Origin of the sequence: Streptomyces sp. NPDC021622, assembly GCF_040640795.1 — a bacterium.
GTDB lineage: Bacteria > Actinomycetota > Actinomycetes > Streptomycetales > Streptomycetaceae > Streptomyces.
The window spans coordinates 326,262-347,090 of sequence record NZ_JBFACK010000009.1 but is presented as its reverse complement, the minus strand read 5'-3'; the positions used below and the strand labels follow the sequence as shown (position 1 = coordinate 347,090).

Below are 20,829 nucleotides of genomic sequence, written 5' to 3'. Positions count from 1 at the left end.
ATTTCTACCGCATCTTCCGCATACCGTGTTTTGTGTATTGGTTATTGTTGTTCTGAGGTGTGCTTTTCGATCTCGCCCCGCACATCAAGTGCGGGGCGCCTCTCTGCGTGTGCCGGGCGGGGTTCAGGTCACCAGGCCGCCCAGTTTGCGCAGTGATTCCGTCAGTGCCGCCGTCGCCGAGTCCTTGAGCTTGCCCGCCATCAGGGAGACCGCCGCGCCCGTGAACTCCCCGTCGATGCGCACCGTCGTCGCGTCCCCGTCGGGCGTGAGGCTGTAGCGGGTGCCGACGTTCACGCCCATCGGGCCCTTGCCCCGGATCGCCAGGGTGCGGGAGCTCTCCAACTCCTCGATCGTCCATGCGACCTCGGCCGGGAAGCCCATCAGTTTCATGTTCTCCGCGAAGGTGCCGCCGACCTCCAGCGTGGTGGGGCCGCCCTTGGGGAAGCTGGTGTGGGTGGCGTTCCATTCGCCGTACGAGGAGAAGTCGGTGAGTTGGGCCCAGACCTTCTCGGCGGGCGCCTCGATCCGTGCTTCCGCGCTGACTTCGGCCATGCGACGACCCCTTCTCGTTGGGCGCTGCGGCGGGGCGCAGCTGCGGTGTCGCGGAACGTAGCCGCAGGGCCTCGAACATTCAATACTGATGAACCGTCAGATCCATGGTGAGGTCCGCCGATGCCGCCGGGATGCGGGTCGGGTACTGTGGCCGTCTCCTGCGAACGACGCAGTGGAGACGGAACGAGGAGGTGAGACCCATTACCGCAGTAGCAGGTCGGGTGCTCTCCTCTCGCGACCGCGCGGTTCACCCGGCATAGGTGACCGAGGGAGCCCCACAGGCATCCCGAAAGGTTTTTTCATGTCGGCTTCACCGTCATCACCCGCGTCACCGTCCCTGTTCTCGCCCACCATGGCCGCCGTCGTCGCCGCGCTGCGCGCCGCCGGCTGTGTCTTCGCCGAGGACGAGGCGGAGTTGCTCATCTCCACGGCCCATGACCCCGCCGAACTCGCCGCCATGGTCGACCGGCGCGTCTCCGGCCTGCCCCTCGAACACGTCCTGGGCTGGGCGGAGTTCTACGGACTGCGGATCGCCGTGGACGCCGGGGTCTTCGTGCCGCGGCGGCGCACCGAGTTCCTCGTACGGCAGGCCGCCGAGTCGGCGCGGCCCGGAGCTGTCGTCGTCGATCTGTGCTGCGGATCGGGCGCGCTGGGGGCCGCGTTGGGCGCGGTCGTCGAGAAAGTCGAGCTGTACGCCGCCGACATCGACCCTGCCGCGGTGCGGTGTGCACGGCGCAACGTCGCCGGCATAGGTGCGGAGGTCTACGAGGGCGATCTCTACGCACCGCTGCCCCCGGCACTCCGCGGCCGCGTCGACATCCTGCTGGCCAACGTCCCCTACGTACCCACCGAAGAGGTCGGCCTGCTCCCGCCGGAAGCCCGGATCCACGAGGCACGGGTGGCGCTCGACGGCGGCGCCGACGGGCTCGACGTGCTGCGCCGGGTGACCGCGGACGCCGCGCGCTGGCTGGCCCCCGGCGGCCGGCTGCTGTTCGAGACGAGCGAGCGGCAGGTTCCGTACGCGCTCGAAGCGGTCGCCGACGGCGGTCTCGTGCCGCGGTCGGTGAGCGACGACGAGCTGTACGCGACTGTCATCATCGGAACCCGGCAGGCGTAGCCAAGGCGCGCGGCCCGCGCTCAGCCGACCTTGCGGATCACCGCGGCGTCGAACAGGTCGCAGGCCCGGGGGAGTCGGCTCTCGTCGTGGCAGTGCCAGGCTTCCCAGAACAGGTCGGCGGGCAGTGCGTCGTCCGGGGCGTACACCCGGTACACGTACTGCCTGCCGTCGATCGCCGGCAGAGCGACCATCCAGCACCCGCTCTCCATGCCCGAAAGACGATCGGCGGGGGCGCGATGGTTGCGGCGCACATCAAGGCGGCGCGCGCCCCTCGGCGGAAGAACGGCCAGATCTCATCCGTAAGGAGGAGAACCTGCCCAGTCGTACCCAACCTGTGTCGGACGCGAAGATGCTTCCCGCCGCCGATGACTCCGCCGCCGGGGACTGATGGGGTGGGAGATGTGCAAAGCCGTACATCGCAGGGCGCCGAGCCCGGCCCGACCCGCGCAGACATCGAATCCCGGCTCAGCGTCGCGCTGTCGTCGGTGGTGGCCGGTGCGCGCCGGCGCGCGGTGCGTGACGGGGACCGGCAGATCGACACCGCGCACCTGCTGCACTCGCTTCTGGAGGCCGACCCCGATGTGCGGGCGGTCATCGGCGACGGCGCCCAGGTGGTGCGGCTCCTCGGCTATCTCGTGCAGCGCAGCATCGGGTACGGACTGCAGTGGCAGGGCACGGTGGAGGACTCCGGGGCCGTGCCGGTGGTGACCCCCGCCAAGGAGACGGTCCTGTCGCCGTCGGCGGCCGCCGCCATGGAGGCGGCCATCGCGCGGGCGGACCTGCGCGGCGAGCCGCGTGCCGTCGGCGTGGACCTCATGGCGGCGCTCGTCGCCGATCCCGACTGCCGCGCGGTCGAGGTCCTGGGGCGGGCCGGCGCCGATGCGAAGGCGCTGCTGCGGCGGATCGAGGCGGCCGGGGTCGGCGGTGTGCCGGGGGACGGGTTCCTGGATCCGTACGGGGAGAAGTCCGTGGAGGAGTCCGCCGAGATGTCTGCCGAGATGCCTGCACAGATATCTGCGGAGATGCCCGCCGAGTCGTCCGCCGATTGAGACAGGGGCTATTGGGGGTGACGCTCATGACTCGTCCTGCCATGATGTGCCGGTGCAAGCGTCTCAGGGGAATCAGACAGGCTCACGAGCGGGCCAGGGAAGGGGCGTCGGTCTGGGGCTCGCCCTCGGCTCGGCGATCGCCTTCGGCGGATCGGGCGTCGCGGCCAAGCCGCTGATCGAGGCCGGCCTCGACCCGCTCCATGTGGTGTGGCTGCGGGTGGCCGGCGCCGCCCTGGTGATGCTGCCCGTGGCATGGCGCCACCGCGCGCTGGTCCTGCGCAGGCCCGCGCTGCTCCTCGGCTTCGGCCTGCTCGCCGTGGCCGGCGTCCAGGCCTGCTACTTCGCGGCGATCTCCCGCATCCCCGTCGGCGTCGCGCTCCTGGTCGAATACCTGGCGCCCGCGCTCGTCCTCGGCTGGGTGCGGTTCGTGCAGCGGCGGCCCGTGACGCGCGCGGCCGCGGTCGGCGTGGTGCTCGCGGTCGGCGGGCTCGCCTGTGTCGTCGAGGTGTGGGCCGGGCTGAGCTTCGACGCCGTGGGCCTGCTGCTCGCCCTCGGCGCCGCGTGCTGCCAGGTCGGCTACTTCGTCCTGTCCGACCAGGGCAGCGACGCCGGGGACGAGGCGCCCGATCCGCTCGGCGTCATCGCGTACGGACTGCTCATCGGCGCCGCCGTGCTCACCGTCGTGGCCCGCCCGTGGGGCATGGACTGGTCGGTGCTCGGGGGCAGCGCCGACATGGACGGCTCTTCGGTCCCCGCGTGGGCCCTGATCGGCTGGATCGTGCTCGTCGCGACCGTCATCGCGTACGTCACCGGGGTGCTGTCGGTGCGCCGGCTCTCCCCGCAGGTGGCCGGGGTCGTGGCCTGCCTGGAGGCGGTCATCGCGACCGTCCTCGCCTGGGTCATGCTGGGCGAGCATCTTTCGGCGCCGCAGATCATCGGCGGTGCGGTGGTGCTCGCCGGGGCGTTCATCGCCCAGTCGTCCACGCCGGCCAAGCCCCGGCCGGAGCCTGCCGCGGGCGGAGTTCCGGACTCCGAAACGCGGTTGTCGTCGACCGGCAGCGCCACCTAGCTTGTGATCATGCATTCGAACGCGCTCGTTCTTCCGCCGCCCGCCGCTTAGACGCGGGCACCTCCTGGATCACACCCGGCCGGTCGCCGGGTGGAGCGACGCTGCCCGCAGACGGAGATCAGGACCTCCCTTCTTTCTTCTTTCTGCGGAGAACTCGACGTGTCGAATGCTGTCTGTGGCCTGTCCGTCGGACGTGGCCTGTTCTATCTGATCGTCGCCGGTACGGCGTGGGGCACCGCGGGTGCCGCCGCCGCGCTGGTCTTCGACGCCAGTGACATGGGGCCGGTGAGCCTGTCCTTCTGGCGTTGCGTGGGCGGTTTCGCCCTGATGTCCGCGGCGCGTCTCGTGGGGTCGCGCCGACGGTCCCTCTCGGCTTCGGGCAGTGTGCCGCTGCGCCGCAGGGCGCCCCGGATCGTGGTGACTGGGGTGGCCCTCGCCGTTTTCCAGACCGCCTACTTCGCGTCCGTCGAATCGACGGGACTCGCGGTCGGCACGGTCGTCGCGATGGGGTCGGGTCCCGTGCTCATCGCACTGGGGGCGCGGGTCGCCTTGGGCGAGCGGCTCGGGCGCGGCGGGGTCGTCGCCGTGGCCGGGGCGCTGATCGGTCTGCTGGTGCTTGTGTTGGGCGGTGGCGGCGCCAGTGTGCGGATGCCGGGTGTCTTGTGGGGGCTTGTCTCGGCGGCCGCGTACGCCGCGATGACGCTCCTGACGCGGTGGTGGGGGCGGGGCGGCGGCACCGACTCGTCCGGCACGACCGTCTGGTCGTTCGCCGTGGTGGCCGTCTGTCTGCTGCCGCTCGCCGCGGTGGAGGGTCTTGTGCCGCACACCGCCGAACCGGCGCGCATGGGTCTCTATCTGCTGTACATCGCCGCGATCCCGACGGCGGTCGCCTATGCGCTGTACTTCGCGGGTGCCGCGGTCGTGCGGTCCGCGACCGTCTCTGTGATCACGCTGCTCGAGCCGTTGAGCGCCGCGGTGATCGCCGTTGTTCTGCTGGGCGAGGAGCTGACCGTGTCCACCGTCGTCGGGACGCTGCTGATGCTGGGTGCGGTGACCGGGCTCGCGGTTGCAGAGACGCGGGGGGTGGTGGCGGCTCGGCGGGAGACGGGGCTCGCGCCGGACCCGGTCTGAGCGCGGCGAGGGGCGCGGCCGGTGTGGCCGCGCCCCTCGGGGTCTTCAGCGTCGGCGCAGCTGGTGGGCGTGCGCCTCCGTGTCATGGGTCCCGCCGCGCCCGGCGAGGCCCGCGGCGATCCGCTCCTGGACCTCCGCCGGCTTGTGACTGGCGTACTTGAACTTCGCCCGTACGTCGGTGACTTCGAGGCAGATGCCCCGGATGCCGGAGAGCATGCGGCCGTACGGTGCCTTGCCCACGGCCGCGGGGGCCGATCCGCCCTCCGGCTGGAAGTGGCCGACCTGGAGGTTGAGCAGATCGGCCTTCTCCTCGGGGTCGTCCACGACACGGGCGGTGCAGCGCAGCTGGACGGCGGCGTAGAAGCTGGTCGGCACGCCGTGCTCGGGCGAGGTGTCCGGGGGCGCCTGCCACGGGCCGGGGCACGTACACATAGTCGTCCACCACGCTGAGCAGCACATCGGGGTCGGCTTCGAGCGCGGGCCACAGCGGGTTGGGGCGCGCCAGGTGGAGGAGCACCCGGCCGTGCGGGCCGTGTTCGGGGTCGTACGCGAAATGAGTCGGCTGGACGTGCGGGGGCTCTCCTGGCAGGCCGTTCACGGCGAGCTGCCCGAAGTCGTGGGCGGCGAGCCACTGTTGCCATTCGGCGTCGGAGCGCGGCGCGTCCCAGGGGTGGATCAGCATCACAGTTCGATCAGGTAGTCGGGGACCGCGATGCCGGGGGCCAGGTCGTCGGCGGGGATGAGCGGGTCGTGGCCCTTGCGCAGGGGGACTACGCCCGTCCAGTACGGGAGGTCGAGGTCCTCCGGCTCGTCGTTGGGGCCGCCGGTGCGGACCTTGGCGGACACCTCGGTGAGGTCGAGGCGGAGCACGGCGGTGGCCGCGAGCTCCTTGGTGTTCGCGGGGCGGGAGTCGGCCGAGCGGCCCGGCACGACATGGTCGACGAGGGCGTCGAGCGCGGTGCGCTTCTCCTCGGGGTCCGTGACCTGGTACGCGGTGCCGTGGACCACCACGGAGCGGTAGTTGATCGAGTGGTGGAAGGCCGAGCGGGCCAGCACGAGGCCGTCGACGTGGGTGACCGTCAGGCACACCTGGAGCCCCGGGTCGTCCTGCGGCGCGGCACCGGCCATCCGCAGCGGCCGCGAACCCGTCGAACCGTGCACGTACAGGGTCTCGCCCACCCGGCCGTACAGCGTCGGCAGGACCACGGGGGCGCCGTCGCGCACGAAGCCGAGGTGGCAGACGTAGGCCTCGTCGAGTATCGCGTGCACCGAGGCGTGGTCGTACGCGGCACGCTCCCGGGCGCGGGTGGGGACGGTGCGGTCGGTCGGCGCGTACGAGGCGGTGTCGGTGGCGGTCTCGATGCCGGGCTCGGATGCGACGCTCATGTTGCCTACTCCATTGCACTAGTGCATACTTTGGTTTGTGCTAGGAGAGTATCGGATCGAAGGACGGCGCGCAGCCGAGATCGCGGCCAGCGTGGAGCGTGCGGTGGGTGACGGCGGCCTGGAGCCGGGTCAACTGCTTCCGCCGATGAGGGAGTTGGCCGAGCGGCTCGGGGTGAATCCCAATACGGTGGCGGCCGCCTACCGCACGCTGCGGGAACGGGGCGTCATCGAGACGGCGGGGCGCCGCGGCAGCCGCGTACGGTCCAAGCCCGCGACGACGGTGCGCGAGCTGATCCGCGTGGACGTGCCGCCCGGCGTGCGGGACGTCTCCAACGGCAACCCCGACACGGAGCTGCTGCCCCCGCTCGCCGAGGTGTTCGCGGCCGCCGCGGCGGAGGGCGACCGGCGTCCTGTGCTCTACGGCGAGACGGCCGTGGACCCGGAGATGGAGCGCCACGCGCGCGTGGCCTTCGCCGAGGACGGGGTTCCCGGCGGTCCCGTCGCCGTCACCTCCGGATCGCTCGACGCCATCGAGCGGGTGCTCGCGGCCCACCTCAAGCCCGGCGACGCGGTGGCGGTCGAGGACCCGGGGTGGGGCAGCCTGCTGGATCTGGTGCCGGTGCTCGGGCTGCGCACGGTCCCCGTGGGGGTGGACGACGAGGGGCCGCTCCCTGCCGATGTGGAGCAGGCGCTGCGCGGTGGTGCCCGCGCGCTCATCGTCACCGACCGCGCCCAGAACCCGACGGGTGCCGCGATCACCGCCCCACGCGCGCGTGCCCTGCGAAAAGTGCTGGCCGCGCACCAGGAGGTGCTGCTCATCGAGGACGACCACGGTCACGGCATCGTCGATCTGCCGCTGCACCCGCTGGCGGGCGTGACACGCAGCTGGGCGTTCGTCCGCTCGGCGGCCAAGGCGTACGGTCCCGACCTGCGCCTCGCCCTGCTGACAGGGGATCCCGTGACCCTAGACCGCGTCCAGGGGCGGCAGCGGCTCGGCCCCGGGTGGGTGAGCCATCTGTCGCAGCGGGCCGTGGTGCGGCTGTGGGAGGGCGGGGCGGTGGACGCCGCCGAGGTGGCGGCGTCGTACGGGAGGCGGCGTGACGCGCTGATCGCCGGGCTCGCGGCCCGGGGTGTCGTGGCGCACGGGCGCAGCGGCATGAACGTATGGGTGCCCGTGCCGGACGAGACCGGTGCGGTCGCCAGGCTGCTGCACGCGGGGTGGGCCGTTGCCCCGGGGGCGCGGTTCCGGATGAGCGCGCGGCCCGGGGTGCGGATCACGGTGTCGACGCTCGGCGACGACGACATCGAGGCCGTGGCGGACGCCGTCGCATCCGCCGTCGGGCCCGCCCCCGCGCGGCGCTATGAGTGATCCGGCCGTCGGTCCCTCGGCCGGGACTGGGTGAGGGCCGCGCCCGCCAGGACGATCACCGCGCCGACCGGCGTCGACCAGCTCAGCGACTCGCCGAGCACGGCGACACCTGCGGCGGTGGCGATGACGGGGATGAAGTAGGTGACCATCTGAGCGGTCGTCGGCCCGACTTCGGAGACCAGGCCGTACTGGATCAGGAAGGCGAGCCCGGTGCCCAGCGCGCCCAGAGCCACGATGGCCAGGAGCGGCACGACGGGGAAGTGCGTGGGAAGGGACGTGAACAGCGGGGTCACCACGGCCAGTTCGACGGTCGCGACCAGCAACTGCGCGCCGGACAGGGAGAGGTTGGAGTGGCCCGAACCGGCCAGCGTGCGCCGCACGTAGATCCAGCCGATCGGGTAGCTCAGCGAGGCGAGCAGCGCCATCGCCGTGCCGCCGAAGTCCAGGCCGCTGAAGCCCTGCCAGGCGCCGAGCACCGTCAGTACGCCGATGAAGCCGATGCCAAGGCCCGCGACCCTGCGCCGCGTCGGGCGGTCCTCGGAGAGCGCGACCAGGGAGAGCGCCATGCCCCACAGCGGCGACGTCGCGTTGCAGATCCCGGCCAGCGTGGACGGGATGGTCAGCTCCGCGTACGCGAACAGCGAGAACGGCAGGGCGTTGAGCAGCAATGCCGAGACCGTCAGATGCCCCCACGTCCGTGCCCCGCGCGGCAGCCGCTCGCGCTTCACCACGAGCACCGCCGCCACGACGGCAGTGCCGAACACGAGCCGCCCCAGGGTGACTTGGAAAGGCGCGTACCCCTCCGTGCCGACCTTGATGAGCAGGAAGCTGAAGCCCCAGATCAGCGAGAGGACGCCGAAGCGCACCTGCCAGCCGAGGGCGCGGCGGCGCCGGGGCGGGGCGGTGGAGTGGGCCGACGGTGCGGCCGGGACGGGAGTGGTGGTGACGCTCATGCACGCCACGATGGAGCAGTCCATCTCGTAGCACAAGCGAAATAAAATGCGGGGTATCGCGTAGCATTGCTTACATGTTGAACCTGGAGCGCCTGCGCACCCTCGACGCACTCGCCCGGCATGGCTCGGTCAGCGGGGCCGCGGCGGGGCTGCACGTCACGACGTCGGCGGTCTCGCAGCAGATGACCAAGCTGGAGCGCGAGGTGGGCCAGCAGCTGCTCGCCAAGAACGGCCGGGGCGTGCGCCTCACCGACGCCGGACGGCTGCTCGCCGACCACGCCGCGCGCATCCTCTCCCAGGTCGAGCTCGCCAAGGCCGATCTGGAGGAGCAGCGCGGCAAGGCCGTCGGCGAGCTGCGCATCGCCGCGTTCCCCACGGCGATGCGCGGACTGCTGCCCGCCACGCTCTCCGTGCTGCGCACCGATCACCCGGGCCTGCGCGTCAGCTCCCAGGAGCTGGAGCCGCAGCCCGGCGTGGCCGCCGTGGTGCGCGGCGACATCGACATGGCGGTCGTCCTCGACTGGTACAACAAGCCGCTGCCGATGCCCGAAGGCCTGGTCAAGGCGTCCCTCCTCGATGACCCCGCCGATGTCGCGATGCCGGCCGCGCATCCCCTCGCCGACCGCGCCGAAGTGGACCTCGACGAGTTCGCGGACGACGAGTGGATCACCTGGGCGGAGGGGGAGTTCTGTCACGAGTGGCTGATGTTCACCCTGCGGGCCAAGGGCATCGAGCCGCGCATCACGCACCGCGCGGAGGAGCATCACACCCAGCTCGCCCTGGTGGCCGCGGGCCTCGGCGTCTGCGTGGCACCCCAGTTGGGCCGCGACCCGATGCCGGCCGGCGTCAGGACGGTCCCGGTGCGCCATCGCGTACGGCGTCATGTGTACGTGGTGTGGCGCGCGGACGCGGACCGGCGACCGTCCATCAGGGCGGCGGTGGAGGCGTTGCAGGGGGCGGGGGCGGCGCTTAGCGCCCCGTAAGGGGCGCGGGGCTGTGACATGTGCGGCTCCGCCGCGTGGGCGCGACCAGCCACGACGTACCCGCAGGCGACGCACAGAACTTCGGGCGGAACCCGCAGAGACGGAACAGCGCTACAGCTGCGCCAGCTTCCGGAAGTCCCAGGAGGAGACCGCATCCGGCGTAAGCCGGATCCACGCATGCTTTCCGTCGTACGGCATCGAGTCCATCGCGAAGTACTTCTGGGCGAACAGCCGCTCGGGGACGTCGAGTTCGGGGCACGGCTCGCCCGTCCGCGGTGCCTGGCCGACGAAGGCCGCCGTGCCGGAAAGCTCCGCGCCCCGCAGCTCCGCGTACTCCACGCCCGTGTCGATCACCACGGCGATCCGCTGATCGCGCCGCAGATCCGCCCAGCGCTTGCTGCGGGTGATCGAGAACAGCCACAGGGACGTGCCGTCCCACACGAACCACAGGGCGCTGACGTGCGGGGCGCCGCCGCCGGACACGGTCGCGACCCGGCAGGTGCGTTCCGTGGAGAGGAACTCGTCGAGCTCGCCCGGCGACATCATGATCCTGCGGCCCCGGCGCTGTGTGACGGCCATGCGTCCTCCGTATATCCGTAGCTGATGGCATCTCAGAGCTGATGGTGCGTCAGGAAGGAAGAATGCGGCCTCTTCCGTCGTGACGCAATGGCCGCTAGCCTCCGCGCATCCCGGACCGTGACACAGACAGCGAGAGCGGCCGCGACAGCGACAGGGGGAGCCATGCCGTCGTACGAACAGCTCAGGGAACTCCTCGACCCCGCCACCACCGTGCTGATGACCGTCGAGTGCCAGCAGGGCGTCGTGGGGACCGAGAGCGCGCTGCCCGAACTCGCCAAGGAGGCAAGGGAGTCGGGTGCCCTCGGCAATGTCGCGCGGCTCGTCTCCGCGGCCCGCCAGGCCGGGACCCAGGTCCTGCACGCCGTCGCCGAGCGGCGCCCCGACGGGCGGGGCGCCAACCACAACGCGCGGCTCTTCCGCGCCGCGGGCCGGCTGCCCGTGCAGCAGCTCTCCGGGACCAGGGCCGTACGCATCGCGCCGCCCATCGAGGTGTCCGAAGAGGACTTCATCGTGCGGCGGTTGCACGGTCTGTCGCCGATCGCGGGCACGGATGTCGACCCGCTGCTGCGCAACCTGGGGTGCCGTACGCTCCTGGTGACCGGAGTCTCGGCGAACGTGGCGATCCCCAACGCCGTCTTCGACGCCGTGAACCTCGGATACACCGCCGTCGTGCCCGCGGACGCCATCGCGGGCGTCCCCGCCGACTACACCCCCGCGATGGTCCGCAACACGCTCGCCCTGGTCGCCACCGTCACCACCACCGATGACGTCCTCGGCGTGTGGAAGCGGCGTTCGCGGCCCGGCGTTTGACAGGTGACGGCCACGAGTCTGTAATGGAGCGCGTGCCGCGTGGCACCGGCCAAAGAGCAGTGGGCAGGCCGGATGCCGGGCGAGCACCTTCACTCAGGGACGTGTCATGAGTTCGTACTCCGCATCCCGTAACTGACGTACTGACGCGAGCGCATGGCGCTCGGCGTTCCCTCCCTTTCCTCGTCCTGCGCGGACGCATGTCCTGCCGTCCCGCGCGGACGCACCTTCTTGCCTGGAGAGTCACCTCAGCATGCCCACGTCGTTCAACCAGTCCGTCATCGAAGAGTTCCGAGCCAACGCGGGGAAGGTCGGCGGCCCCTTCGAAGGCGGCGATCTCCTCCTGCTCACCACCACCGGCGCCAAGTCGGGGCAGCGGACCACCGTCCCCCTCGGCTATGTGCGCGTCGACGACCTGCTGCTGGTCGTCGGGTCCAACCTCGGTTCGCCCCGCCACCCCGCCTGGTACCACGACCTGCTGGCACACCCCGCGGTCGGCGTGGAGATCGGCGGCGACGAGTTCGAAGCGATCGCCGTCCCCGCCGAAGGGGCGCGCCGTGACCGGCTGTTCCGGCGCGTCGTCGAAGCCGTGCCCGGATACGCCGACTACCAGGAGCGGACCACCAGGGTCCTGCCGGTGGTGGCCCTGGAGCGGTCCGAACCCGCCCCGGGCGAAGGGCCCCGCGAGGTCACAAGCCTCGCCGACAAGATCCTGGAGATCCACACCTGGCTGCGCCATCAGCTGCGGCACGTGAGCGCCGAGACCGACGCCCACTTCGCCGCGCGGGCGGCCCACCAGGGGCCCGGCGAGCCGCCCGCGCCCGGACTCGGGCTGCAGATCCGGCAGCACTGCCTGGCGTTCTGCCAGACCCTGGAGTTCCACCACACCAGCGAGGACGGCCATGTCTTCCCCGTGGTCGCACACCACCATCCGCATCTTCGGGAAGCCATGGACCGCATCCAGGAGGAACACCGCACGGTGGCGCGCATCCAGGACGATCTGGTCGCCCTGCTCGCCGACGTCGGGACGGCCGACCCCGAGCGCTTCCGGGACGAACTGGCCATGATGTCCAAGGAGTTGCTGGCCCATCTCGACTACGAGGAAGGGATCGTGCTGCCGCTCCTCGCCGACATCCCGTGGCCGCCGGCGCCGCCCGCCTCCTAGGCCAGCTTGATGGAGTCCCCGTCCACGCTGATCTCGGTGGCGGGCAGCGGGGCGGGGGCGGGTGAGGCCTTCACGCTGCCGTCGGTGATGTCGAACTTGCTGCCGTGACAAGGGCAGTTGATGGTGCCGCCCTCGACGCTCGTCACCGGGCACTGCTTGTGTGTGCAGCGGTTGGAGAAGGCCTTGAACTCGCCCTTCGTCGGCTGGGTCACCACCACCCCCTCGGCCTTGAAGATCTTGCCGCCGCCCACCGGGATCTCCGACGTCTTGGCGAGCACCGCACCGCCGGCGCCACCGGACGATCCCGCACCGTCCGGGGACTTCTTCTCGGCCGGTGCGGAGTCGTCCGCGCCGTACTGGTCGGAACTGTCGTCGCCGTCGCTGCATGCGGTGAGGGCGGCGGCAAGACTGACGACACCCGCGGCGGCGACGACGGAACGGCGGGAGGGTGCGGGCAGGGAATTCTTGGAAGCGGTCATGCCAGGTGGTACGAGGCCGCGCCGCGCCGTGTTCAAACGCGTCTGCACTTCTTGCTCGGGCCGCGTTCGCACCCGCCCCGAGCACCGGCATTAACCTGGGGCGATGCTCACCGAAGTAACCGCGGTCCGCTACGCGACGCCCCTGCGGGAGGGCGGATCGCTCCCCGGCCTCGTCGAGGCGGTCGACGACCAGGGAACGTACGCCGCGTACGTCATGAAGTTCACCGGCGCCGGACAGGGCCGCAAGACACTCGTCGCCGAGGTGATCTGCGGGCAGCTCGCGCGCGCCCTCGGCCTGCGGGTGCCGCGTCTGACCGGGATCCGGCTCGACCCCGTGATCGGCCTGGGCGAACCGGACCAGCAGGTGCAGGCGCTGCTCAAGGCGAGCGGCGGGCTGAACCTGGGCATGGACTTCCTCTCGGGAGCGCTCGGCTTCGATCCGCTCGCGTACCCCGTCGACCCCGCCGAGGCCGGCCGTGTCGTGTGGTTCGACGCGCTGATCAACAACGTCGACCGTTCCTGGCGCAACCCGAACATGCTGGTCAAGCACGGCGATCTCTGGCTCATCGACCACGGCGCGAGCATGATCTGGCACCACAACTGGCGCACCGCAGATACCGCGGCCGCCAAGCCGTACGACGCCTCCGACCACGCCCTCGCTCCCTTCCGGCCCGATGTCGCAGCGGCCGCCGCCGAGCTCGCGCCGCTGGTCACCGAGGAAATCCTCGCGTCGGCCGCCGCCGACGTACCCGACGAGTGGCTGGTGGGCGAGCCGGGCTTCGAGGACCCCGACGCCGTGCGCCGCGCGTATGTGGCGGCGCTGCTGCCGCGCGCCAAGACCATTCATGAACGGATCCAGCTGCCCGAGCCGCAGCGGAAGGGCGCCACCCAGTGACCGAGCAGCCGTCGATCGAGCGGGACGTCTTCGAGTACGCCCTGGTGCGCGTCGTGCCGCGCGTGGAGCGCGGCGAGCAGTTCAACGCGGGGGTCGTGGTCTACTGCCGCGCCAAATCCTTCGTGGCCGCCCGTACGCATCTGGACGAGGACAAGCTGCGGGCCCTCGACCCGCAGGCCGACGTGGGTGGCGTACAGGCCGCCCTTGGTGCCGTCGAGCGGATCTGTGCGGGCGGCGAAGGCGCGGGGCAGGCCGAGCGGGACGATGCCGGGCGGCGCTTTCGGTGGCTGATCGCGCCGCGCTCGACCGTCGTCCAGCCGGGCCCGGTGCACACGGGACTCACCGCGGATCCCGCCGCGGAGCTCGACCGACTGCTCGACCTCCTCGTGAGGTGATCCTCGTGAGGTAAAGAATCACAGGCCCAGGTGTGCCGTTGACACCGGGTGCCAGGGCTTCTAGCGTCTCGTTCAGCTGAAGGTACTAAGCGGTCGCTCACCACCGGGGCGTACCGTAGAGCCGCATCCCAAGGGCGAGGAGAACCAGCATGTCCACCACTGAGCAGCGCGTCGCGGTCGTGACCGGAGCAGCGCGAGGCATCGGCGCGGCCACCGCCGTGCGCCTGGCCGCCGAGGGCCGTGCCGTCGCGGTGATCGACCTCGACGAGGCCGCCTGCAAGGACACCGTCGCGCAGATCACCGACGCCGGTGGCAAGGCCCTCGCCGTCGGCTGCGACGTGTCCGACGAGGCCCAGGTCGAGGCCGCCATCGAGCGCATCGCCCAGGAGCTCGGCGCGCCCACGATCCTCGTGAACAACGCCGGTGTGCTCCGCGACAACCTGCTCTTCAAGATGAGCGCGGGCGACTGGGACACGGTCATGAACGTGCACCTGCGCGGCGCGTTCCTGATGTCCCGCGCGATCCAGAAGCACATGGTGGACGCCAAGTTCGGCCGGATCGTGAACCTCTCCTCGTCCTCCGCCCTCGGCAACCGCGGCCAGGCCAACTACGCGGCGGCCAAGGCCGGTCTGCAGGGCTTGACCAAGACCCTCGCCAAGGAGCTCGGCAAGTTCGGCGTCACCGCCAACTCGGTCGCCCCCGGCTTCATCGTCACCGAGATGACCAAGGCCACCGCCGACCGCGTCGGCATGGGCTTCGAGGACTTCCAGGCCGCGGCCGCCAGCCAGATCCCGGTGCAGCGCGTGGGCCGCCCCGAGGACATCGCCAACGCCATCGCCTTCTTCACCGGCGACGCGGCGGGCTTCGTCTCCGGCCAGGTCATGTACGTGGCCGGCGGCCCGCTCAACTAGCCCGGAGGGATTTCGAGATGGCATTGCAGGACAGTGGAAAGGCCGCGCTCGTCACGGGCGCGAGCCGCGGCATCGGCTACGGCATCGCCGAGGCGCTCGTCGCCCGCGGCGACCGCGTCTGCATCACCGGACGCAACGAGGACGCCCTCAAGGAGGCCGTCGAGAAGCTGGGCGCCGACCGGGTGATCGGCGTCGCGGGCAAGGCCCACGACGAGGCCCACCAGGCGTTCGCCGTCGAGCGCGCCATGGAGGCCTTCGGGCGGGTCGACTTCCTGGTCAACAACGCCGGTACGAACCCGGTGTTCGGGCCGATCGCGGAGCTCGACCTCAATGTGGCGCGCAAGGTCTTCGAGACCAATGTGATCTCGGCTCTCGGCTTCGCCCAGCAGACCTGGAAGGCCTGGCAGAGCGAGAACGGCGGCGCGATCGTCAACATCGCCTCCGTCGCCGGCGTCTCCGCGTCGCCGTTCATCGGCGCGTACGGCATGAGCAAGGCCGCCATGGTCAACCTCACCCTCCAGCTCGCGCACGAGTTCGCGCCGAAGGTCCGGGTCAATTCGATCGCGCCCGCCGTGGTCAAGACCAAGTTCGCCCAGGCGCTCTACGAGGGCCGTGAGGCGGAGGCCGCCGCCGCGTACCCGCTGGGGCGGCTCGGTGTGCCCGAGGACATCGGCGGCGCCGCCGCGTTCCTCACGTCGAACCAGTCCGACTGGATCACGGGGCAGACACTCGTGGTCGATGGCGGCATCTTCCTCAATGCGGGCGTCGGCTGACAAAGCCCCCACAATCGCCGCGTACGCCGCTTAAAGGGACGTACATACGCATCAAGTGCCCCGTCGGCGCCGCAAGTTGGCCCGGCGGGGCATTGCGATATTGTCTCCCGACCCATGGCATGGCCGATCGAGGAGCGTGCGCGTGTTCAGTGAAGTTCGCCCGGTGGTGGCGGCGGGTCTTCGAGGCCCTGCCGGACTGTCCCGCCGGGGCCTGCGGCCGGCCGCGGGACTGCTGTCGATATCCCTGCTCGCAGGGTGCGGAGTGATCTCGTCCGACGGTGAGGACGAGGAGCAGCAGATCACCGTCGGCACCATGAGTGCCCCCAGCACTCTCGACCCGGCGGCCGCCTGGGACAGCTCCTGGGAGCTGTACCGGAACGTCTTCCAGACGCTGCTGAGCTTCCCGACCGGGGCCGCGACGCCCGAGCCGGACGCGGCCGAGTCCTGCAAGTTCGCCGATGCGACCAACACGGTTTTCACCTGCGAACTGCGCGAGGGCCTGAAGTTCTCCGACGGTCACGAGCTCGACGCGAAGGCCGTCAAGTACACCTTCGACCGCATGCGGCGCATCGACGTGAAGGGCGGGCCCGCGGGTCTGCTCGGATCGCTCGACAAGGTCGAGACGAAGGGTGACCGGACGGTCGTATTCCGGCTCAAGAAGTCGGACGCCACCTTCCCGTTCGTGCTCTCGACGCCGGCCATGTCGATCGTCGACCCCAATGAGTACCCGGCCGACAAGGTCCGTGAGGGCAACGAGATCTCCGGGTCGGGACCGTACGCCCTGGAGTCGTACAAGCCCGGCGACCGTGCGGAGCTGGTCAAGAACACCGAGTACAAGGGCTCGGCGGACCGCAAGAACGACGCCGTCACGATCCGCTACTTCAAGAAGTCGACCGCCATGGTCTCGGCCCTCAAGAACAAGCAGATCGACGTGACCTTCCGTGGCCTCGCCTCCAAGGACATCGTCGAGATGCAGGGCAAGCACCGGCGCGAGGGCATCCAGCTGGTCGAGGGCGCGGGCACCGAGATCCGCTACCTGGTGTTCAACCCCGACGACCCCTGGGCCAGGAAGAAGCCCGTACGCCAGGCCTTCGCCCAGGTCATCGACCGCGGGGCGATCGCCCACAAGATCTACCAGGACACCGTCGAACCGCTGTACTCGATGGTCCCCCAGGGCCTGACCGGGCACGGCACCGGCTTCTTCGACGACTACGGAGACCCCAGCACGGCCAAGGCGAAGCAGATCCTCCAGAAGGCGGGCATCAGCGCGCCGGTGCCGCTCACGCTCTGGTACACGACCGACCGCTACGGCTCGGCCACCGGACCCGAGTTCGCCGAGATCAAGCGGCAGCTCGAGGCGTCGGGCCTGTTCAAGATCACGCTCAAGAGCCGTCCCTGGACCGAGTTCGACGCGGGCACCAAGAAGGGCGAGTACCCGGTCTTCGGCCGTGGCTGGTTCCCCGACTTCCCCGACGCGGAGAACTTCATCGCGCCGTTCATCGGCGAGAAGAACGTGCTCAACACGCCTTACCCGGTGCCGGAGATCACCGACGAGGTCCTGCCGCACTCACGCCGTGAGGCCGACCGCGGTGCCGTGGCCGACGACTTCGAGCGGGCGCAGCAGCTCCTCGTCGACGACGCGCGGCTGCTGCCGCTGTGGCAGGGCAAGCAGTACATCATGGCCAGCGAGGAGATCGCGGGCGGCGAGCGCGCCCTCGACCCGTCGGCGATCATGATGATGTGGGAGCTGCAGCGCAAGACCAGCTGGTAGGCGCGAGGCCACTTGGTCAGGGCGGCGGGCAGCAGGGTGAACGGATCGATTGTCAGTGGTCGCCGGTAGGTTCTGTGGTGAGAAGTGACCGCACACCGGAGGTTGTTGACGTGACCGACATCGCCATGCTGCCCGCGTCCTGGCGCGGAGTCCTCGGCGAGGAGCTGCAGAAGCCCTACTTCAAGGAGCTCACCGAGTTCGTCGAGGAAGAGCGGGAGAAGGGTCCCGTCTACCCTCCGCGAGACGAGGTCTTCGCCGCCCTGGACGCGACGCCGTACGAGGATGTCAAGGTGCTCGTTCTCGGCCAGGACCCGTACCACGGCGAAGGGCAGGGCCACGGCCTCTGCTTCTCCGTGCGGCCCGGCGTGAAGACCCCGCCCTCGCTGCGGAACATCTACAAGGAAATGAAGGAAGAGCTCGGCCACCCGGTGCCGGACAACGGCTATCTGATGCCGTGGGCCAAGCAGGGCGTCCTGCTCCTGAACGCGGTGCTCACGGTCCGCGCCGGCGAGGCCAACTCCCACAAGGGCAAGGGCTGGGAGAAGTTCACGGACGCGGTGATCCGCGCGGTGGCCGAACGCCCCGACCCTGCCGTCTTCGTCCTGTGGGGCAACTACGCCCAGAAGAAGCTCCCGCTCATCGACGAGGAGCGGCACGTCGTGGTGAAGGGCGCACACCCCTCGCCGCTCTCGGCGAAGAAGTTCTTCGGCTCGCACCCCTTCACCCAGATCGACAAGGCGGTGGCGGCGCAGGGGCACGAGCCGATCGACTGGCGCATCCCGGACATCGGCTGAGCTCAGCCGATGTCGTAGGTGAAGGTGTACGGCACGGTGGAGTCGCCGTGCCGCGCGGTGAACGAGCCGGTGCCGGCCAGGCCCGCCAACTCGCCCGAGCCCGAGCCGGGGTGGACGGTGACGGTGCAGGTGATGCCGTCGGCGCTGAAGGTGCCGCGCTGCTCCAGGACGAAGGAGCCCTCGCGGCCGTCGACGGTCCCTTCGATGAACTCGTAGCCGACGAAGGCGCCGGTGGCCTCGCCGGTGTACACGAGGGCGTACTCGCACGACGTGCCGGTGGCCTCGATGGCGCCGGTGAAGTCGTTGGTGACGGCGGCGCGCGCGATGCGTGCGCCGCCGTCGCTGCCTGCGACCGGCTTCTCGTCCCAGTTGGTGAACGTGAAGGCGCCGGTGGTGGTCGTCGTCGTGTCGTCGGCTGTGGTGTTGGTCGTCATGAGATGAGCCTGTCACCGGTACCTGACACCTTCTGTCAGGTACCGGTGCAGACTTGATCGCATGCGCGCCGACCGGCTTCTCGCCCTGCTTCTGCTGCTCCAGAACCGTGGGCGGATGACCGCGCCCGAACTCGCCGACGAGCTGGAGGTGTCGGTCCGCACCGTCTACCGGGACGTGGATGCGCTGGCCGCGTCCGGAGTGCCCGTGTACGCCGAGCGCGGCCCGGCGGGCGGCTTCCGGCTGATGGACGGCTATCGCACCCGGCTGACCGGCCTCACCGACGACGAGGCGGACTCGCTGGCCCTCGCGGGCATGCCGGCGGCCGCCGCCGATCTCGGCCTGGGCGCCGAACTGGTCACCGCCCAGCTCAAGTTGGGCGCCGCACTGCCCGCCGGGCTCGGTGAGCGGTCCCGGCGGATCCAGGAGCGCTTCCTGCTCGACGCCGAGGGCTGGTTCCGGGCGGCCGACCCCGCGCCGCTGCTGCCCGTCGTCGCCGACGCCGTGTGGCGACGCAGGGTCCTGCGGGCGCACTACCGACGCTGGGGCGGCGAGGTGCACCGCGAACTGCACCCCCTGGGTCTCGTCCTCAAGGCGGGCAACTGGTACCTGGTGGCGGCCGCCGACGGCACCGTCCGCACGTACCGCGTCTCGCGCTTCCTGGACGTGACGGCGGAGGACGGGGACGAGCCGTCCGAGCGCCCCGCCGGGTTCGACCTGGCCGCGTACTGGCAGGCGGCATCCCAGGACCTGCAGGCCCGGGTGCTGCGGGGCACGGCGCGGGTGCGGGTCTCCCCGGCGGGCCTTGGGCTGCTGCCCGCGCTGTTCGGGGCGGCCGGGACGCGGGCCGTGGAGGCGGCGGGCGAGCCGGACGCGGACGGCCGGCGGGTGGTCGACCTCGACGTCGAGGCGCTGCCCGTCGCCGTCAGTGACCTGCTCAGGCTCGGCCTCGAAGCCGAGGTGCTCGGACCGCCCGAACTCCGCGCCGAACTGGCGAGAACCGTCACCGGGCTGGCCCAGCGGTACGCGTGAGCGCCCCACCCCCGATCGCGCCTGACCGTGATTGTCAGTGCGTGCCGTTAGCGTCGGGATCGGTTTGGACGATGGGCGTACGAGTGTGGAGGATCCGGTGGCGGAGCAGCAGGAGCAGGCGGCGGAAGACGCCATGATGACGCGGATCGGGCAGGCGGTCATGCTGCACCACGGGGGCGACCGGGAGGAGGCGCAGGGCCGCTTCCTCGACCTGTGGTCGGAGATCGGCGAGGAGGGCGACCCGCTGCACCGCTGCACGCTCGCGCACTACATGGCGGACACGCAGGAGGACCCCACGGACGAACTGGCCTGGGACCTGCGGGCGTTGTCCGCGGCCGACGAGCTGACGGACGAGCGGCTGCACCAGCACCACCAGTCGGTCGCGGTCCGCGGCTTCTATCCCTCCCTGCACCTCAACCTGGCGGCCGACTACGTGAAGCTGGAGCGCCCCGAGGCGGCCCGCAGCCATATCCGCCGGGCGCGGGCGGCCGTGGGCACGCTGGGGGACGACGGGTACGGGGACGGGATCCGGGCGGCCATCGGCAGGCTGGAGCTACGGTTGGGGGAGGGGGGCGAGGTGGAGTGAGCCGGGGCGGGCACGGCGGGGGCCGGGCGCGGCTGGGGGTCAACGTCCGTAGACGCCCTCGCAGATGACGGCCTCGGGGCTGCCCGGCTGCCAGCTGCCGTACTCCTCGCCCAGGGCGCAGACGTCCAGGACGCTGGGCGCGGCGGAGGGAAGCGCGGGCGGGGCAGGGATTCGGGCGCGGTCGCTGCGGCGGTGCGGGGAATCGCCGGAGCGTTCGGGCTGCTCGGCGCGGGGCGTGCGGGGCGGTGGGGCGGGGACCGTCGCCGCGGTGCCGGTGGTGCTGGGGGCCGGCCGGCGGGGCGGCTCGATGAGCTCGAGCGCCTCCCGTGCGGGGGCCTCCACGATCCGGGCGCGGGCGCTGCCGTCCGGGCGCGGCGCCGGGGGTGGGGGTGGGGCGGACACGGGGGCCGGTCCTTGCGCGGGCTTCCGCTCGACGCTCACACACCCGGAGACGGCGGTGACCGCCACGGATACCAGGAGGGTCGCGGTGGTCGTGGTGCGGTGCATTCGGGCAACTCTGCTGTGTGGTCCCGCCCTGCGGGAAGGGTGGCAGGCCAGAATGCCCCGCATGGGTGAAGGGGCGCGTCCGCTAGGGGGAGCC

General features: G+C 71.1%; 23 protein-coding genes and 2 pseudogenes. 16 read left to right on the top strand and 9 right to left on the bottom strand.

Annotated features, from left to right (window positions below):
• Positions 1 to 123: 123 nt before the first annotated feature.
• Positions 124 to 552, bottom strand: coding sequence for an SRPBCC family protein (locus AB0G47_RS20525; RefSeq protein WP_266869173.1), 429 nt, complete (start codon positions 550 to 552; stop codon positions 124 to 126).
• Positions 553 to 853: 301 nt separating this feature from the next.
• On the opposite strand from AB0G47_RS20525, the gene AB0G47_RS20520 reads away from it, so the two are divergent.
• A complete protein-coding gene (locus AB0G47_RS20520) occupies positions 854 to 1,669 on the top strand; it encodes a putative protein N(5)-glutamine methyltransferase (RefSeq protein WP_360771665.1) in 816 nt (271 codons plus the stop codon).
• Between the two features lie 20 nt (positions 1,670 to 1,689).
• Here AB0G47_RS20520 and AB0G47_RS20515 read toward each other — a convergent pair whose 3' ends face one another.
• On the bottom strand, positions 1,690 to 1,878 hold the full coding sequence (locus tag AB0G47_RS20515; RefSeq protein WP_360771662.1) for a hypothetical protein: 189 nt from the start codon (positions 1,876 to 1,878) through the stop codon (positions 1,690 to 1,692).
• A 156-nt stretch (positions 1,879 to 2,034) separates the two neighbouring features.
• On the opposite strand from AB0G47_RS20515, the pseudogene AB0G47_RS20510 reads away from it, so the two are divergent.
• The 3 genes and pseudogenes from AB0G47_RS20510 to AB0G47_RS20500 form a co-directional block, all read left to right on the top strand.
• A pseudogene (locus AB0G47_RS20510) lies at positions 2,035 to 2,574 on the top strand (Clp protease N-terminal domain-containing protein); the annotation flags it as partial.
• 190 nt (positions 2,575 to 2,764) lie between these two features.
• A complete protein-coding gene (locus AB0G47_RS20505; RefSeq protein ID WP_360771660.1) occupies positions 2,765 to 3,787 on the top strand; it encodes an EamA family transporter in 1,023 nt (340 codons plus the stop codon).
• Positions 3,788 to 3,946: 159 nt separating this feature from the next.
• A complete protein-coding gene (locus AB0G47_RS20500; protein ID WP_360771657.1) occupies positions 3,947 to 4,918 on the top strand; it encodes a DMT family transporter in 972 nt (323 codons plus the stop codon).
• 45 nt (positions 4,919 to 4,963) lie between these two features.
• On the opposite strand, the pseudogene AB0G47_RS20495 reads toward AB0G47_RS20500, so the two are convergent.
• Both AB0G47_RS20495 and AB0G47_RS20490 read right to left on the bottom strand, forming a co-directional pair.
• Positions 4,964 to 5,600 (bottom strand): annotated as a pseudogene (locus AB0G47_RS20495) (FMN-binding negative transcriptional regulator).
• Complete coding sequence (locus AB0G47_RS20490; RefSeq protein ID WP_360771654.1) at positions 5,600 to 6,304, bottom strand: pyridoxamine 5'-phosphate oxidase family protein; 705 nt, start codon at positions 6,302 to 6,304, stop codon at positions 5,600 to 5,602. Before AB0G47_RS20490 ends, AB0G47_RS20495 begins: the two are co-directional and overlap by 1 nt.
• A gap of 37 nt (positions 6,305 to 6,341) precedes the next feature.
• On the opposite strand from AB0G47_RS20490, the gene AB0G47_RS20485 reads away from it, so the two are divergent.
• Positions 6,342 to 7,673, top strand: a complete 1,332-nt coding sequence (locus AB0G47_RS20485; RefSeq protein ID WP_360771651.1) for an aminotransferase class I/II-fold pyridoxal phosphate-dependent enzyme — start codon at positions 6,342 to 6,344, stop codon at positions 7,671 to 7,673.
• On the opposite strand, the gene AB0G47_RS20480 is transcribed toward AB0G47_RS20485, so the two are convergent.
• Complete coding sequence (locus AB0G47_RS20480; RefSeq protein ID WP_360771648.1) at positions 7,664 to 8,662, bottom strand: DMT family transporter; 999 nt, start codon at positions 8,660 to 8,662, stop codon at positions 7,664 to 7,666. The two genes, AB0G47_RS20485 and AB0G47_RS20480, sit on opposite strands and share 10 nt — an antisense overlap.
• A gap of 38 nt (positions 8,663 to 8,700) precedes the next feature.
• Between AB0G47_RS20480 and AB0G47_RS20475 the strand changes: the two genes are divergently transcribed.
• On the top strand, positions 8,701 to 9,609 hold the full coding sequence (locus tag AB0G47_RS20475) for a LysR family transcriptional regulator (RefSeq protein ID WP_360771646.1): 909 nt from the start codon (positions 8,701 to 8,703) through the stop codon (positions 9,607 to 9,609).
• Between the two features lie 111 nt (positions 9,610 to 9,720).
• Here the strand turns inward: AB0G47_RS20475 and AB0G47_RS20470 are convergent, their stop codons facing one another.
• Complete coding sequence (locus AB0G47_RS20470) at positions 9,721 to 10,188, bottom strand: pyridoxamine 5'-phosphate oxidase family protein (protein WP_360771643.1); 468 nt, start codon at positions 10,186 to 10,188, stop codon at positions 9,721 to 9,723.
• 162 nt (positions 10,189 to 10,350) lie between these two features.
• Between AB0G47_RS20470 and AB0G47_RS20465 the strand changes: the two genes are divergently transcribed.
• Together AB0G47_RS20465 and AB0G47_RS20460 are read left to right on the top strand one after the other, a co-directional pair.
• Complete coding sequence (locus AB0G47_RS20465) at positions 10,351 to 10,998, top strand: cysteine hydrolase (RefSeq protein ID WP_360771640.1); 648 nt, start codon at positions 10,351 to 10,353, stop codon at positions 10,996 to 10,998.
• Positions 10,999 to 11,248: 250 nt separating this feature from the next.
• Positions 11,249 to 12,160 (top strand): nitroreductase/quinone reductase family protein, encoded by a 912-nt coding sequence (locus AB0G47_RS20460; RefSeq protein ID WP_360771637.1) that lies wholly within the window; start codon positions 11,249 to 11,251, stop codon positions 12,158 to 12,160.
• Here the strand turns inward: AB0G47_RS20460 and AB0G47_RS20455 are convergent.
• Complete coding sequence (locus AB0G47_RS20455; RefSeq protein ID WP_360771635.1) at positions 12,157 to 12,639, bottom strand: Rieske (2Fe-2S) protein; 483 nt, start codon at positions 12,637 to 12,639, stop codon at positions 12,157 to 12,159. The genes AB0G47_RS20460 and AB0G47_RS20455 overlap by 4 nt on opposite strands.
• Before the next feature lie 103 nt (positions 12,640 to 12,742).
• Here AB0G47_RS20455 and AB0G47_RS20450 point away from each other — a divergent pair, with 103 nt between their 5' ends.
• From AB0G47_RS20450 to ung, 6 genes are all read left to right on the top strand, one after another.
• A complete protein-coding gene (locus AB0G47_RS20450) occupies positions 12,743 to 13,534 on the top strand; it encodes a HipA family kinase (protein ID WP_360771632.1) in 792 nt (263 codons plus the stop codon).
• Complete coding sequence (locus AB0G47_RS20445; RefSeq protein ID WP_360771630.1) at positions 13,531 to 13,929, top strand: DUF3037 domain-containing protein; 399 nt, start codon at positions 13,531 to 13,533, stop codon at positions 13,927 to 13,929. The genes AB0G47_RS20450 and AB0G47_RS20445 overlap by 4 nt, the downstream gene beginning before the upstream one ends.
• Before the next feature lie 149 nt (positions 13,930 to 14,078).
• Positions 14,079 to 14,840 carry a 3-oxoacyl-ACP reductase FabG gene (fabG, locus tag AB0G47_RS20440; protein WP_266869189.1) on the top strand — a complete coding sequence of 254 codons (762 nt, stop codon included), beginning with the start codon at positions 14,079 to 14,081 and terminating at the stop codon, positions 14,838 to 14,840.
• A 17-nt stretch (positions 14,841 to 14,857) separates the two neighbouring features.
• The gene (locus AB0G47_RS20435) at positions 14,858 to 15,613 is read left to right on the top strand and encodes an SDR family oxidoreductase (RefSeq protein WP_360771627.1); all 756 of its coding nucleotides are present in this window, start codon (positions 14,858 to 14,860) and stop codon (positions 15,611 to 15,613) included.
• Positions 15,614 to 15,809: 196 nt separating this feature from the next.
• On the top strand, positions 15,810 to 17,384 hold the full coding sequence (locus AB0G47_RS20430) for an ABC transporter substrate-binding protein (RefSeq protein ID WP_360771717.1): 1,575 nt from the start codon (positions 15,810 to 15,812) through the stop codon (positions 17,382 to 17,384).
• 110 nt (positions 17,385 to 17,494) lie between these two features.
• A complete protein-coding gene (gene ung / locus AB0G47_RS20425) occupies positions 17,495 to 18,178 on the top strand; it encodes a uracil-DNA glycosylase (protein WP_360771624.1) in 684 nt (227 codons plus the stop codon).
• A gap of 2 nt (positions 18,179 to 18,180) precedes the next feature.
• On the opposite strand, the gene AB0G47_RS20420 is transcribed toward ung, so the two are convergent.
• Positions 18,181 to 18,612 carry a DUF3224 domain-containing protein gene (locus AB0G47_RS20420; RefSeq protein ID WP_360771621.1) on the bottom strand — a complete coding sequence of 144 codons (432 nt, stop codon included), beginning with the start codon at positions 18,610 to 18,612 and terminating at the stop codon, positions 18,181 to 18,183.
• A gap of 61 nt (positions 18,613 to 18,673) precedes the next feature.
• Between AB0G47_RS20420 and AB0G47_RS20415 the strand changes: the two genes are divergently transcribed.
• Together AB0G47_RS20415 and AB0G47_RS20410 are read left to right on the top strand one after the other, a co-directional pair.
• Positions 18,674 to 19,642, top strand: a complete 969-nt coding sequence (locus AB0G47_RS20415; protein WP_360771619.1) for a WYL domain-containing protein — start codon at positions 18,674 to 18,676, stop codon at positions 19,640 to 19,642.
• Positions 19,643 to 19,739: 97 nt separating this feature from the next.
• Positions 19,740 to 20,228 (top strand): hypothetical protein, encoded by a 489-nt coding sequence (locus tag AB0G47_RS20410; protein WP_360771616.1) that lies wholly within the window; start codon positions 19,740 to 19,742, stop codon positions 20,226 to 20,228.
• A 39-nt stretch (positions 20,229 to 20,267) separates the two neighbouring features.
• On the opposite strand, the gene AB0G47_RS20405 is transcribed toward AB0G47_RS20410, so the two are convergent.
• Positions 20,268 to 20,735, bottom strand: coding sequence for a hypothetical protein (locus AB0G47_RS20405; protein WP_360771613.1), 468 nt, complete (start codon positions 20,733 to 20,735; stop codon positions 20,268 to 20,270).
• Positions 20,736 to 20,829: the final 94 nt, after the last annotated feature.

Excerpts from the sequence above, each read along its gene's own strand:
- AB0G47_RS20525 (WP_266869173.1), bottom strand. The coding sequence starts at position 552 with ATGGCCGAAGTCAGCGCGGAAGCACGGATCGAGGCGCCCGCCGAGAAG.
- AB0G47_RS20520 (WP_360771665.1), top strand. The coding sequence starts at position 854 with ATGTCGGCTTCACCGTCATCACCCGCGTCACCGTCCCTGTTCTCGCCC.
- AB0G47_RS20515 (WP_360771662.1), bottom strand. The coding sequence starts at position 1,878 with ATGGAGAGCGGGTGCTGGATGGTCGCTCTGCCGGCGATCGACGGCAGG.
- AB0G47_RS20490 (WP_360771654.1), bottom strand. The coding sequence starts at position 6,304 with ATGAGCGTCGCATCCGAGCCCGGCATCGAGACCGCCACCGACACCGCC.
- AB0G47_RS20475 (WP_360771646.1), top strand. The coding sequence starts at position 8,701 with ATGTTGAACCTGGAGCGCCTGCGCACCCTCGACGCACTCGCCCGGCAT.
- AB0G47_RS20470 (WP_360771643.1), bottom strand. The coding sequence starts at position 10,188 with ATGGCCGTCACACAGCGCCGGGGCCGCAGGATCATGATGTCGCCGGGC.
- AB0G47_RS20465 (WP_360771640.1), top strand. The coding sequence starts at position 10,351 with ATGCCGTCGTACGAACAGCTCAGGGAACTCCTCGACCCCGCCACCACC.
- AB0G47_RS20460 (WP_360771637.1), top strand. The coding sequence starts at position 11,249 with ATGCCCACGTCGTTCAACCAGTCCGTCATCGAAGAGTTCCGAGCCAAC.
- AB0G47_RS20455 (WP_360771635.1), bottom strand. The coding sequence starts at position 12,639 with ATGACCGCTTCCAAGAATTCCCTGCCCGCACCCTCCCGCCGTTCCGTC.
- AB0G47_RS20450 (WP_360771632.1), top strand. The coding sequence starts at position 12,743 with ATGCTCACCGAAGTAACCGCGGTCCGCTACGCGACGCCCCTGCGGGAG.
- fabG (WP_266869189.1), top strand. The coding sequence starts at position 14,079 with ATGTCCACCACTGAGCAGCGCGTCGCGGTCGTGACCGGAGCAGCGCGA.
- AB0G47_RS20435 (WP_360771627.1), top strand. The coding sequence starts at position 14,858 with ATGGCATTGCAGGACAGTGGAAAGGCCGCGCTCGTCACGGGCGCGAGC.
- AB0G47_RS20420 (WP_360771621.1), bottom strand. The coding sequence starts at position 18,612 with ATGACGACCAACACCACAGCCGACGACACGACGACGACCACCACCGGC.
- AB0G47_RS20415 (WP_360771619.1), top strand. The coding sequence starts at position 18,674 with ATGCGCGCCGACCGGCTTCTCGCCCTGCTTCTGCTGCTCCAGAACCGT.
- AB0G47_RS20405 (WP_360771613.1), bottom strand. The coding sequence starts at position 20,735 with ATGCACCGCACCACGACCACCGCGACCCTCCTGGTATCCGTGGCGGTC.